Source organism: Streptomyces sp. NPDC058284, assembly GCF_042881135.1.
Classification (GTDB): Bacteria; Actinomycetota; Actinomycetes; order Streptomycetales; family Streptomycetaceae; genus Streptomyces.
This window is the reverse complement of record NZ_JBHVYE010000004.1, coordinates 115174-127716: the sequence shown is the minus strand read 5'-3', so window position 1 is coordinate 127716 and position 12543 is coordinate 115174. Positions and strand designations below refer to the sequence as shown.

Genomic DNA, 12543 nt, shown 5'->3' with positions numbered 1-12543 from the left:
TTACTCTGCTTGCTGGCCGCGGCTCACCCATGCGCAGCGGCAGGCCACGGTGACCGTGCCGTTCGAGAAGAGGAGCCGGACATGAACGACTCGCTGCGCGGCGGAGGTTCGGGGGCGCAGGTCATCGCCTTGTGGAGCGCGCCCCGCTCCCGTTCGACCGCGTTCCTGCGCATGATGATGGGGCGGGGTGACGTGCTCGCCCTGCATGAGCCCTTTTCCCGCCTCGCCGACTTCGGTTCCGCAGAGGTCGGGGACCGGGTGGTGCGTTCCGAGGCCGAACTCATCGCCGCGATCAGGGATATGGGTGCAAAATCGAGCCTGTTCTTCAAGGACACCACTGATTTCCGTTACCCGGGCGTTCTCGAGGATCAGGAATTCCTGCGCGAGGTGTGCCACACCTTCATCATCCGGGACCCTCAAGAGGTCATCGCCTCGCACTACGCGCTCAACCCCGAACTGCGCCGGGAAGAGGTCGGCTTCGCCCGTCTCCAGGAGATCTACCTGGCAGTGGCGCAGGCCCAGGGGGTCGAGCCCGTCGTGGTCGACTCCGACGACCTCATCGACCGGCCGGCGGACACCGTGCGCGCGTACTGCGAGCGGGTCGGACTGCCGTTCGACCCCACCGCGCTCTCCTGGTCCCCCGGCATGCCGGCCGAATGGAAGCTGACGGCGCGCTGGCACCAGGACGCCAGCGCCACCAACGGCTTCGTGAAGAGCACCAAGGAATACCCGGACACGGTCGAGAACAACGCGCTGCTCGCCGACTACTACCGCGAGGAACTCCCCTTCTACACCTACCTGTACGAGCGGCGCCTGAAGCCCGTGCAAGCACCCGCGCAGCCGTAGCGGCGCGCGGAGGGGTGGACGGGAGCACCGGGGTGACGAGAGGGAATCAGTGACGCGAGACGGCAGCACGCCTTCCATGGACGACCGCGTCAAGGCGCTGTCTCCGGCCAGGCGGGAGCTGTACCTGCGCATGCTGCACGAGCGGGAGCGGACCCGGCCCACCCCGGTGGCCACCTCGTCGGGCGGCGTGATCGTCCTGCGGGAGGGGGCGCCCGGGCGAACCGATCCGATCGTGCTGACCCACCCCATCGGTGGCGGAGTCTTCTGCTACGGTCCGCTCGCCCGGCTGCTGGAGGGCCCGCGTCCGGTCTGGGCGATCGCCGCCGACGCAGCGCTCACCGGAGAACGGCAGCCGAGCGTCGAGGAGTTGGCCCGGCACTACCTGGAGCTTCTCGGCGAGCGGGGGGTGACGCGCCCCGCACTGCTGGGCGGCTGGTCGTTCGGCGGCCTCGTCGCGCACGAGATGGCGCGCCGCCACGCCCGCGCGACCGGTTGGGCCGCGCCGGTCGCGCTGATCGACAGCGCGCCGTGGCCGGCCGGCACCGGGCCCTGGTCCCAGGCGGAGACGTTGCGGGCGTTCGTCGAGGACCTGCTCGGGTCGAGCGGCGCCAAGACCGACGGGGTGCCGCTGCCGGACACCGTCTGGGACGCCCCCGTGCCCGAGGCACTGGAGGGCGCGGCCCGGGGTCTGGCGGAACAAGGCCTCGGCCTCGGTCTGGGCGCCGCGGAACTCCGCGACAGGTACGGGGTGTTCGCCCGCACCACCAGAGCCATGCAGCGGCACACTCCGGGCGCCTACCGGGGTCAGGTGACGCTGTTCCACGCGGAAGCCTCCGACGTGAGCCCGGAGACCTGGCGGCCGCTGTGCACGGAGGTGCCGCTCGGCCGCCACCGCGTCCCCGGCGATCACTTCACGCTGCTGACCGGGGAAACCGTGCACGACATCGCCCGCATTCTGCTGCACACCGCCAACGAAACTCAGGAGTACCGGTGACCGGGACCGAAGACGACTACCTCCACGAAGCGGAGATCTACGACGTTCTCTGGGCTGACCTCAACAGCTTCGACCTGCCCTTCCTGCTGACCGAGGCCAAGGAGTTCGGGGGCCCGCTGCTGGAGATCGGCTGCGGCACGGGCCGGGTCCTGCTGCCCTGCATGGAGCACGTCGACCGTGCGGTGGGCGTGGACCGCTCCCCGTCGATGCTGGCGCAGGGCCGGGTCAATCTCTCGGAGTCCGGTGTGCCCGAGGAGCGGGTGGGCCTGGTCGAAGCCGATCTGCGCGATTTCGACCTGGGTGAGCAGTTCAAGCTCGTCCTCGCGGGCGGCCAGACCATGTTCCACCTCGAGACCGACGAGGACTGGCTCGCGGCCCTGACCACCATTCGCCGCCACATGCTGCCGGGAGCGCGTTTCGTCGCGGGAGTTCCGGTGTTCCACGAGGCGGACTTCGCCAACTACCACAACCGTCAGCTTTTCGTGGACGAGATCCGTCACCCGCGTACGGGCCGGCGGATCGCTCTGTGGGACTACAGCACCTTCGACCACGAGAAGCAGAGCATCACGCGGCGGCGGGTGAGCGAGATCCTGGACGAACAGGGCCTCGTCCTGGAACGCCGACACGACATCCGCAGGAACATCTACCGGTTCCCGCCGGAAATACGCACCTTGCTGGCACAAGCGGGATTCCGCATCGAGCGGGAGTACGGGGACTACGAGCGCACTCCTTACGCGCCGGACTCCGAAGACTTCGTCTGGGTCGCCACCGCCTCCGAGTGACTGGCCCAACCTGTAGAGAAGGGGAACAGCGGTGTTGAACGCGTCCGAGAATCCGGCAGGTCAGAGCGCCACCGGGGTAGGTGCGGTGTTGGCACGGGCCATGGACCGGTGGCCGGGGCGCGTGGCGGTCTCCGACGGCGACCGGTCGTTGACGTATGCCGAGCTCGACCGCCTGTCGGGGGCGCTGGCCGGGCGGCTGCGCGCGGCGGGGGTGGGGCGCGGGTCCCTGGTGGGGGTGTGTACGGACCGGGGCGTCGGACTGATCGTCACGCTCGTCGCCGCGCTGCGGACGGGAGCCGGATACGTACCACTGGATCCGGGCTACCCGGCCGAGCGGCTGCGGCTGACGGTGGCGGACGCCGGATGTGCGGCGGTGGCGGCGCCGGGACGTCTGGCCCCGGCGTTCGAGGGAGTGGCGGGCGCGTTCGTCGACCTCGACGACACCGGCGGCATCAGCGGCATTAGCGACCTCGGGGACGAGGGCGACGGGTCCGGTGCCGGTGAGTGGGCCCGGGTCTCGGGCCGCGACACCGCGTACGTCATCTACACCTCGGGCTCCACGGGCCGTCCCAAGGGAGTGGCGGTCAGCCACGACAATCTGCTGCGGCTCTTCTCCACCTCGAGGGAGCTGTTCGGCTTCGACGAGTGCGACGTGTGGACGATGTTCCACTCGGCCGCGTTCGACTTCTCGGTCTGGGAGATCTACGGCGCGCTGTTGCACGGTGGCCGCGTCCACGTCGTCCCGTACGCCACCACCCGCGACCCGGACGCCATGTGGCGGCTGATCGGCGAGCAGGGGGTCACCATGCTGTCCCAGACCCCCACCGCCTTCGCCCATCTGGCCCGGGCCGCCGCCCACGCCGGCTACGGCCCCACCCGGCTGCGCCACATCGTCTTCGGGGGCGAGGCCCTCCAGCCGGCCCAACTCGCCGACTGGACAGCCCATTACGGGATCGGCAGCCCGCACCTGGTCAACATGTACGGCATCACCGAGACCACCGTCCATGTCACCCACCACCGCCTCACCCAGGCCGACGTGAGCGACCCGCGCCCGCACGGCACACCCATCGGCACGGCGCTGCCGGACCTGACCGTCCATCTCCTGGACGACCAGCTGCGGCCCGTGGCCGACGGCGCGGTCGCCGAGATGTACGTCTCCGGCCCCGGCGTCACCAAGGGCTACCTCAACCGCCCCGATCTGACCGCCGGCCGCTTCCTGCCCGACCCGTACGTGCCCGGCGAGCGCCTCTACCGCACCGGTGACCTGGCCCACCGCACGCCCGCGGGACGGCTCCACCACCACGGCCGCAGCGATCACCAGATCAAGCTCCGCGGTTTCCGCATCGAGCCCGGCGAGATCGAGCGCACCCTCCTCGCGCACCCCGGCGTCCACGCCGCGGCGGTCATCCTCGACCGCGGTGACCCGGCCCACCCGCGGCTCGCCGCCTACACGGTCCTGGCCCCCGCGACTCCCGTCACGTCGGTCACCCTCAAAGCCCTCCACGACCACCTGGCGCAACACCTCCCGTCCCACATGGTCCCCGCGACCATCACTCCCCTCGCGGAACTCCCCACCACCCCCAACGGCAAGCTCGACCCCTCCCAACTCCCGCCCCCGGCAGGAACATGGGACGATGCCGAGTCGGCCGACGGGCCGCGCGACGAGATCGAGGAGGGCATCGCGGACAACTTCGCCCAGGTGCTCTCCCGTCGGCGCGTCGGCATCCACGACGACTTCTTCGACATGGGCGGGGACTCCCTGCTCGCGATCCGCCTGATGGCCAGGGTGCGGCGCGACTTCGGCGTGCGGCTGCAGGTCCGCGTACTGCTCGACGGCCCCACCGTCGCGCAGCTGGCGCAGGCCGTGACCTCGGAGCTGATGGCGGCGATGGACCCGGACCAGCTCGACGCCCTCCTGGACGTGCAAGAGACGGATCCTGACGGGCCGGCCGCGCAGGCGCCCACTCACGAAAGGACGACATGAACAGTTCCGCAGACGGGCCGACGAAGCGTCGAACCACCCGCAGGGGGGAACTGCGGGAACTGGTCGGTCAGCGGGAGTTCAGGCTTCTCTACATCGGCCAGACAAGCTCCATCATCGGTGACGCGATCGTTCCGGTCGCCCTCGCCTTCGCGGTCCTCGAGCTGACCGATTCCGCCACCGCCCTCGGCCTGGTGCTCGCCGCCCGCGTGATACCCACCGTGCTGCTGCTTCTGCTGGGCGGAGTCATCGCCGACCGCATGTCCCGTCGGCGCCTGATGCTCCTGTGCGACGCGGCCTGCTTCCTGTCCCAGTTCGCACAGGGCGTCATGCTGCTCACGGGCACCGCGTCGCTGTCGTCGATGGTCGCGCTCCAGTTCATCGCGGGGACCGCCGGCGCCTTCTTCCACCCGGCCGCGACGGGTCTGCTGCCCGAGGTCGTCAAGCCCGCGCAGTTGCAGCGGGCGAACGGGCTGATGGGGCTCAGCGAGAACACGGCGTACACCATCGGCCCGGCCATCGCGGGCGTCCTGGTCGTACTCTTCTCCCCCGGCGCCGCTCTGATCTTCGACGCGGCGACCTTCGCCGTCAGCGCGTCCGCCCTCTACTTCATCCGTCTCGCCCCCGGCTCCGCCCCGGACAAGGACGAGACGGAGAAGCCCTCGTCGATCTTCAACGATCTCAAGCTGGGCTGGGGCGAGTTCCGCTCCAGGACGTGGCTGTGGACGATGGTGGCGTGGGCCGCCTCGTTCCATCTCCTCGTGCTGCCCGCCTGGCAGGTGTTCGGTCCCGCCCTGGCCCGTGACGACCTGGGCGGCGCCTCCGCCTGGGCGATCATCAGCGCCTGCACCGGGCTCGGCTCCGTACTGGGCGGGGTGATCGCCCTTCGGATGCGGCCGCGCTTCATCATGCGCGCCTCCTTCATGCCGCTCGGCCTCTACGGTCTGCAACTCCTGGCCATCGCGCTGCTCGCTCCGGTTCCCGTGATCGCCGTCGCCGCGATCCTCAGCAACATCGGTCTTTCGATGTTCAACGTCTTCTCGCTGACCGCGATGCAACAGAACGTACCCATCGGCTCGATGAGCAGGGTCAGTTCGTACGAATGGCTGGGGAGCATCGGGCTGCTTCCGGTGGGCCAGGCACTCGTCGGTCCGGCCGGCGGCCTGACTTCCACGACGACCGTCCTCATGGTGGGTGCCATCTGGATGTTCCTCACCCCCGCCCTGCTGTTCGTCGTCCGGGACGCCCGCAATCTGGAGGCCGTGCACGAGGACCGGAGTACGGACAGCAAAGCCGTCGAAATCCAGCCACAGACGGGCGCAAGCGCTCCATCCTGACGCAACCGTTCGAATATGACGTCCGCAGAGTCACGATTTCGATCGTGACGTCGCCAAAAGCACACGGCGCAGTGAAACTCAAGCCTTGACCTGTCCCCCGAGAGTCGGCAGGGTTGCCATCAGCCAAAGCGTCACTACCAGAAACTGGAGTGACGCGGGGGACAGGGGAGACCAAACCGGGGGAAATCAAGCCTTATGCCGTCGCGTCCACGGGCAGCAGTACGCCCGGACGCGGATCGCGCATGCGCAAGATTTCAGTATCAGTACCGTGCGCTTTCCCATGCCCCCAGATAAGGGAAGTGAAACGGGGGAACATGCCAATCGACGTACTGATTTGTGATCAGCTGCCGGTCGTCCGAAACGGGATAAGCGCAATTCTGGCACCCGAAGAGGACATTCGCGTCATCGATTCCACGGCTTCCGGAATTCACGCGATGATGATTGCCAGGACGCGGCGCCCGCACGTCATCATCACCAGCCTCACCCTGGACGGTCTTTCCGGTCTCGAAATGATCAAACGTCTCCGCAAGGAGAACCTCTCTCCCGCTCCCCGCATCGTCGCCTTCACCATGGACGACAGCGACGACGTCATCTCCGCCCTCCTGCACGCGGGCGTCACCGGTCTGCTGGTCAAAGAGGTCGACCACGCGGAGATGATCTCGGCGGTGCACGCCGCGGCCGAGGGGCGCATGATGCTGGCCCCCAGGGTCGCCGAGCGGCTGGTCACCTGGTTCCGCCGGCAGGACAGCCGGCCCGAAGGAAGTCTGCAACCCGTCGCGGCCGCTCTGACTCCGCGGGAACGACAGGTCCTCTCGCTCATCGCGCGAGGCAGGTCTACGGAGCAGGTCGCGGTGGATCTCGCCATCGGCATCGCCACCGTACGCACGCACGTGTACCGGCTGCGGAACAAGCTGGAGCTCAGGGACCGGGCTCAACTGGTCTCGTTCGCCTACCGCTCAGGGGTGATGCAGATGGCCACCGCCGACAGCTGACTCACCGGCTTCCCGGCGGAGCCACAGGCCCCGCCGGATCTCCCGCCGTTACGTCCCGGGCGCCGTCCTCAGTGCAGCTTCGGGTCGAGGGCGTCGCGCAGTCCGTCACCGACGAAGACGAAGCCGAGCACGGTCAGGACGATCGCGAGGCTGGGGAACGCCCAGAGGTGATCGCTGACGCCGATGAACTGCCGGCCCTCGGCGAGGATGTTCCCCCACTCCGGCACGCCTGGGGCGACGCCGATCCCGAGGAAGGAGAGAGAGGCCACGCTGACGATGGCCGTTCCGGTGTTGAAGGCGGCGTACACGAGCACCGGCGTCATCGAGTTGGGGAGGATGTGCCGCAACACGATCCGCAGGTGACCGGCGCCGAGCGCGCGGGCCGCGGCGACGTAGTCAGCTTCGCGTACGGAGAGGATGGAACTGCGCAGCAGGCGGGCCACCGTCGCCCACGAGAACAGGGCGAGCGCGGCGATGACCGGCCAGACGCCCTGCCCCGTCACCAGGATGATGGCGATGGCGCCGACCAGCAGCGGGAAGGCCAGGAAGACATCCGCGGTCCGCATGATCAGCGCGTCGACCCACGCGCCCGCATAGCCCGCGAGCGCTCCGAGCACGACACCTATGGCGCAGGTCAGGACGATGGACGCCAGCCCGATCAGGAGGGCGAGGCGGGTCCCCGCGACCAGTCGGGAGAGCAGGTCCCGGCCCAGGCCGTCCGTCCCGAACCAGTGCCCCGCCGACGGCCCCGCCATGGTGTTGCCGAGATCCTGCGTCTCCGGGTCGTGGGGCACAAGCAAGGGGCCGAAGGCAGCGGTGAGCACCAGCCCCACCACAATGACAAGACCGACCACGGCCAGCCGGTTGCGCAGGAACCGGACGCGTACGACCCGCCAGTACGTCGTCTGCGAAGGCGCGCCCGGCGGTTCGTCGGACACAGCGGCCGGACTCTTGGTCAGTTCACTCATGCAGGTTCCTTGGTCGGGTCCAAAGCCACGTTCGGGCCGGCAGCGGGTCGGGCGGTCAGCTTTCCCGGATGCGCGGGTCGAGCGCCGCGCACAGCAGGTCCACCAGCAGGCTCAGGACGACGAAGACGGCGATCCCGTACGTCACCACGCCCAGGACGACGGGGTTGTTCTGCTGGCGGACCGCGTTGACCAGGGCGAGCCCGACGCCGTCCCAGTTGAAGATCGCCTCGGCGATCAGGGCTCCGCCCATCAGCAGGCCGAGGGAGATGCCGAGGTAGGTGACGACCGGGATGATGGAGTTCCGCAGCACGTGCTTGAACAGCACCGTTCTGGGCGGCAGCCCCTTGGCGACGGCGGTCTTGATGTAGTCCGCCTGCAGCACCTCCAGCATCGTCCCGCGCATCAGGCGGGCCACGAGCGCCGCGTCGACGATGGCCAGTGTCACCGCGGGCAGCACCAGGGACTCGATGTTCCCGGTGCTCAGCAGCGGGAACCAGCCCAGTTCGACGACGAAGAACTTCTGCAGCAGGAAGCCGATCACGAAGGTCGGGAATCCGATGGTCAGCGTGGAGACGAAGGTCGCCGAGACATCCCAGATGCTGTATTTGCGAAGGGCCGCAAGCACGCCGACAGGCACTCCGACGGCGATATTGATGACGATGGCCGCCAGGGCGAGCTGCGCGGTGTTCCACAGCTTGGGAGCGAGGATTTCGCTGACTTCCCTTCGCTGCACATAGTCTTCGCCGAGGTCGCCGGTGAGCAGCCTGCCGAGGTAGTGGAAGTACTGCTCGTAGAACGGCTGACCCAGGCCGTAGCGCTCCCGCAGTTCGGCCACCACGACCGGGTCATGGGCGTTCTCACCACCGGCGAGTGAGCCGATCGGATCGCCCGGGAGCACGAAGAGGCAGACGAAGAGAACAATGGTCGCGCCTATGAGGACGATCAGCATCTGCCCGAAACGACGGGCAACGAAGCGCCCCATATTGTGTCCTCTCCCTCTGCCGGTTCTTCACTTCCGCGCGTGCTCCCCATCTTCCGTTACTTCAGGGAGATCCCTTCGAGATACGGCGTCTCCCCGAAGGAAAGGGCGTCGAGCCCGTTGAACTTGTCCTTCGCCACCAAGCGGTACTCGCTCCGGTGGAACGTGGGGATGAGTGCCATGTCGTCCATGGCGATCTTCTCGGCCTGCTTGTAGATGGCCGTCCGCCGCTTCTCGTCCTTCGTGGCGCGCGCCCGGTCGACGAGCTTGTCGAACGCGGGGTTGTGATAGCGGCTGCGGTTGTCGCCCTTGACCTCGCCGTTCTCGTCCTTGGCGATCGAACCGGAGTGCAGGAGCGGGTACAGGTAGTTGTCGGGCGTCGGGTAGTCGGCGCCCCACGAGTACCGGAACAGGCCCGTGGCGTCCGCGCTCTGTTCGGCCTCGAGCCCTTCCCTGAAGGATTTGCCCTGGAGCTTCACCTTGAGCCCGAGGGTGTCCTCGAGCTGTTTGGCGACCGCCTGGATCCACTGGTCGTGTCCGACACCGGTGTTGAAGACGATGGACAACTCGTCGCCCGGCTTGAGACCCGCCGCCTTCGCGTGCGCCTTGGCCTTCTTGGCGTCGGGCTTCAGACAGGACGCGCACAGCTTGTCCTGGTACGACTTCGGCAGCGCGGGCGGGACGATCGAGGACGCCGGACGCTGATAGCCCTTGTAGAGGCCTTCGGTGATGGCCTTGCGGTCGATGGCGTACGAGACCGCGAGGCGGGCATCCCTGCTCTTGAGCGGTCCCTGGTCGGTGATCGGCAGCAGGTAGTTCATGCCGTTCACATCCTGGGTCAGCCACTTTCCCGAGGCCTTGAACTTGGCCTCGGCGGACCGCAGTTGCCCCGGCGGGATGTGCGCGTAGTCGAAGAGACCCGTCTGGAATCCCTGGTATTCGAGATCAAACATGCTCTGATCGTTGAGCAGTGTGATGTCGACCCGGCCGATCTTGGCCTTCTTGAGCCCGTACCCGTCGTTCCGGACCAGGGAGATCTTCTTGTTGTGATCCCACTTGCCCGCCATCTTGAACGGGCCGTTCCCGATCGGCTGGTCCGCGAACTTCTTGTACCCGTCGGCCTCGGCGACCTTGGGAATCGGGCTGAACACCGTGTGCGCGGTCTTCTTGTCGAATTCGCAATCGCTGTTCGTGAGGTCGACCCGCAACGACGTGGCGTCGGGCGCGGTCAATCCGCTGAGCCGCTTCGCCTTTCCGCTGCGCACCTTGTCGTACCCGACGATTCCATCAAGGTGGTACGACACGTCGGACGCCAGTTCCGGGTTGACGGAGCGGTTCCAGCCGCGCACGAATGCCGCGGCGTCGACGGGTTCACCATTGGTGAACTTCGTACCGCTCTTCACGGAGAACTTCCACTGGGTGCAGTCTTTATTGGTGCTGGCCGCCGTGGCGAGCCGAGGCTCCATCTCCCCCTTGGGGGTCACTCGGTAGAGACCGGTGAACACCACCTCGGAGACGATCAGCCCCGTGGTCTCCGACGCCAGTCCGGGGTCGATCGAGGCCGGTTCGGTCAGGCCGAACCGGAAGGTCCCGCCTTCGGCGGATCCCTGGTTCTGGCCTTCTCCCCCACAAGCCGTCACCGCCAGGGCGAGGGCCACGGCCCCCGCGGCCCAAGTAATTCTCCCGCTGCCACGCATGCAGTCGCCTGCCTCCTTCGTCATCCCACCCACCGGCGGCCAACTATTGGAGGCGGGCGGGGCGTTGAGCCACCGGAATCACGTCACGTTTGCATCACACAGTGCTGCGGCATGTTGCTTATCGGGAGTAATCGGAAGCGAAGTCCGCGCCACGGAAACGCGCGGGTAATTGGCGACGGTCCACCGCGGGCAATGCGTTGACACGCGTTTCAGTACGGTGTTGAACTCCCGTTCAGCGCACGGACTTAGCCCGGCATAAGCAGAATGCTTACAGAACCTGTCCGGCAGCGGATTCTGTTGGCAGCGCCCCGCCCCGTCGGTAGGCTCGGACGACGCGCTTCTCGAAGGGCTGAACCGTTGACCGAACTTGCAGAACCCGAAGAACTCGCTGCCTCTCACCCACTCGCGGAGTACGGCTGGAACAACCGAGTCGAAGCGGATTTCGCCCCGCACGCGCCCAAGGGGCTGCTGCCCGGTCGCGTCATCCGCGTGGACCGCGGCCGCTGCGAAGTGGTGACGCTCTCCGCGGACGGCTCCTCGGCCCTGACCCTGGACGCCGATCCGGCTCCCATCGCCTCACGCGATCCGATGTGGGCCGTCTGCGCCGGGGACTGGGTGGCCGTGGATGCCAGGACCGAACCGGCGGACGTACGCGTTCTGCTGCCGCGCCGTACTGCTTTCGTACGGTCCACTTCGTCCAAGCGGTCCGAAGGGCAGGTCCTCGCGACCAATATCGACTACGCGGTGATCGCCGTGTCGCTCGCCGTGGAACTGGAGCTGGAGAGGGTCGAACGCTTCCTGGCCCTCGGCTGGGAGTGCGGAGCCCAGCCGGTGGTCGTGATGACCAAGTCCGACCTGGTCCACGAACCGGAGACCCTCCGCTTCCTGGCGGACGACATCCGCGACGCCGCTCCGGACGTCCCGGTTCTCGCCGTCAGCGCACAGACCGGCGCGGGCGTCGAGGAGTTGGCCACCCGGCTCAGCGACGGCACCTCGGTGCTCCTCGGGCAGTCCGGCGCCGGAAAGTCCACTCTCGCCAACGTGCTCGTCGGCCGTGAGCTCCAGGAGGTGAGGGCCGCGCGGGACAGCGACGGCAAGGGCCGGCACACCACGACCCGCCGCGACCTGCTCGTACTGCCCAAGGGCGGGACGCTGATCGACACCCCGGGGCTGCGCGGCGTCGGTCTGTGGGACGCCGCGCGCGGCCTCTCCCTGCTCTTCTCCGACGTCGAGGGCCTGGCCGAAACCTGCCGCTTCCACGACTGCTCCCACACGTCGGAACCACGCTGCGCCGTCCTGGCGGCGGTGGCCGAGGGTGAACTCTCCCAACGCCGCCTGGAGAGCTACCGCAAGCTGACGGCGGAGAACGAGTGGATCGCGGACCGCATCGACGCACGGCAGCGCGACGAGGTCCGGCGGCACTGGAAGCGGGGCGACCGCTCCTGAGGATGCCGGGCGCCGAGCCCGGGAAGGGGCGGCTCAGCCCAGGAAGCTCAGCCGGACCCGGCGGTCGGGATTGTCGACATTGGTGTCGACCAGGCACACCGACTGCCAGGTCCCCAGTTCCAGGCTTCCGTTCACGACCGGCAGGGTCGCGTGCGGTGGGACCAGCGCGGGCAGGACGTGGTCACGGCCGTGGCCCGGACTGCCGTGGCGGTGCTGCCAGCGGTCGTCGGCGGGGAGCAGCGTGTGCAGCGCGGCGAGCAGGTCGTCGTCGCTGCCCGCGCCCGTCTCGAGGACGGCGATCCCCGCGGTGGCGTGCGGCACGAAGATGTTGAGGAGACCGTCGCGGTCGCCCGCCGTCTCGCGCAGGAATGCCTCGCAGTCGGAGGTGAGGTCGACGACCGTCTCGGACGAACCGGTGGTGACCTGCAGGACCCGGGTGGTGAATGCATCGGACATACCGCCATCCTCCCCCATGACGCGCTGCGTCCGCCGGGCGGGAAGATCCCGGACCCCGATGAGGT

The 12543-nt window shown here is 68.2% G+C and carries 11 protein-coding genes; 7 read left to right on the top strand and 4 right to left on the bottom strand.

What is annotated here, in order from left to right; translation table 11 throughout:
• The first annotated feature begins 81 nt into the window (after window positions 1-81).
• From ACFVYR_RS08240 to ACFVYR_RS08215, 6 genes are all read left to right on the top strand, one after another.
• Window positions 82-846 (top strand): sulfotransferase family protein, encoded by a 765-nt coding sequence (locus tag ACFVYR_RS08240; protein ID WP_384253151.1) that lies wholly within the window; start codon window positions 82-84, stop codon window positions 844-846.
• Window positions 847-922: 76 nt separating this feature from the next.
• Window positions 923-1840 (top strand): thioesterase domain-containing protein, encoded by a 918-nt coding sequence (locus tag ACFVYR_RS08235; RefSeq protein WP_384253154.1) that lies wholly within the window; start codon window positions 923-925, stop codon window positions 1838-1840.
• Complete coding sequence (locus ACFVYR_RS08230) at window positions 1837-2622, top strand: class I SAM-dependent methyltransferase (protein ID WP_384253157.1); 786 nt, start codon at window positions 1837-1839, stop codon at window positions 2620-2622. Before ACFVYR_RS08235 ends, ACFVYR_RS08230 begins: the two co-directional genes overlap by 4 nt.
• Before the next feature lie 88 nt (window positions 2623-2710).
• A complete protein-coding gene (locus tag ACFVYR_RS08225) occupies window positions 2711-4606 on the top strand; it encodes an amino acid adenylation domain-containing protein (protein WP_384253160.1) in 1896 nt (631 codons plus the stop codon).
• Window positions 4603-5940 (top strand): MFS transporter, encoded by a 1338-nt coding sequence (locus tag ACFVYR_RS08220; RefSeq protein WP_384253163.1) that lies wholly within the window; start codon window positions 4603-4605, stop codon window positions 5938-5940. Before ACFVYR_RS08225 ends, ACFVYR_RS08220 begins: the two co-directional genes overlap by 4 nt.
• A gap of 314 nt (window positions 5941-6254) precedes the next feature.
• Window positions 6255-6932 (top strand): response regulator, encoded by a 678-nt coding sequence (locus ACFVYR_RS08215; RefSeq protein ID WP_384253166.1) that lies wholly within the window; start codon window positions 6255-6257, stop codon window positions 6930-6932.
• Between the two features lie 68 nt (window positions 6933-7000).
• On the opposite strand, the gene ACFVYR_RS08210 is transcribed toward ACFVYR_RS08215, so the two are convergent.
• From ACFVYR_RS08210 to ACFVYR_RS08200, 3 genes are read right to left on the bottom strand one after another with little or no spacing between them, the layout of a single operon-like run.
• Entirely contained in the window at window positions 7001-7900 is a 900-nt protein-coding gene (locus ACFVYR_RS08210) for an ABC transporter permease (protein WP_384253169.1), read from the bottom strand.
• Between the two features lie 55 nt (window positions 7901-7955).
• Window positions 7956-8882 (bottom strand): ABC transporter permease, encoded by a 927-nt coding sequence (locus ACFVYR_RS08205; RefSeq protein ID WP_384253172.1) that lies wholly within the window; start codon window positions 8880-8882, stop codon window positions 7956-7958.
• 56 nt (window positions 8883-8938) lie between these two features.
• Window positions 8939-10600 carry an ABC transporter substrate-binding protein gene (locus ACFVYR_RS08200; protein ID WP_384253175.1) on the bottom strand — a complete coding sequence of 554 codons (1662 nt, stop codon included), beginning with the start codon at window positions 10598-10600 and terminating at the stop codon, window positions 8939-8941.
• Window positions 10601-10933: 333 nt separating this feature from the next.
• Between ACFVYR_RS08200 and rsgA the strand changes: the two genes are divergently transcribed.
• A complete protein-coding gene (gene rsgA, locus ACFVYR_RS08195; RefSeq protein WP_384253177.1) occupies window positions 10934-12022 on the top strand; it encodes a ribosome small subunit-dependent GTPase A in 1089 nt (362 codons plus the stop codon).
• 33 nt (window positions 12023-12055) lie between these two features.
• On the opposite strand, the gene ACFVYR_RS08190 is transcribed toward rsgA, so the two are convergent.
• Window positions 12056-12478 carry a secondary thiamine-phosphate synthase enzyme YjbQ gene (locus tag ACFVYR_RS08190; RefSeq protein ID WP_384253180.1) on the bottom strand — a complete coding sequence of 141 codons (423 nt, stop codon included), beginning with the start codon at window positions 12476-12478 and terminating at the stop codon, window positions 12056-12058.
• Window positions 12479-12543: the final 65 nt, after the last annotated feature.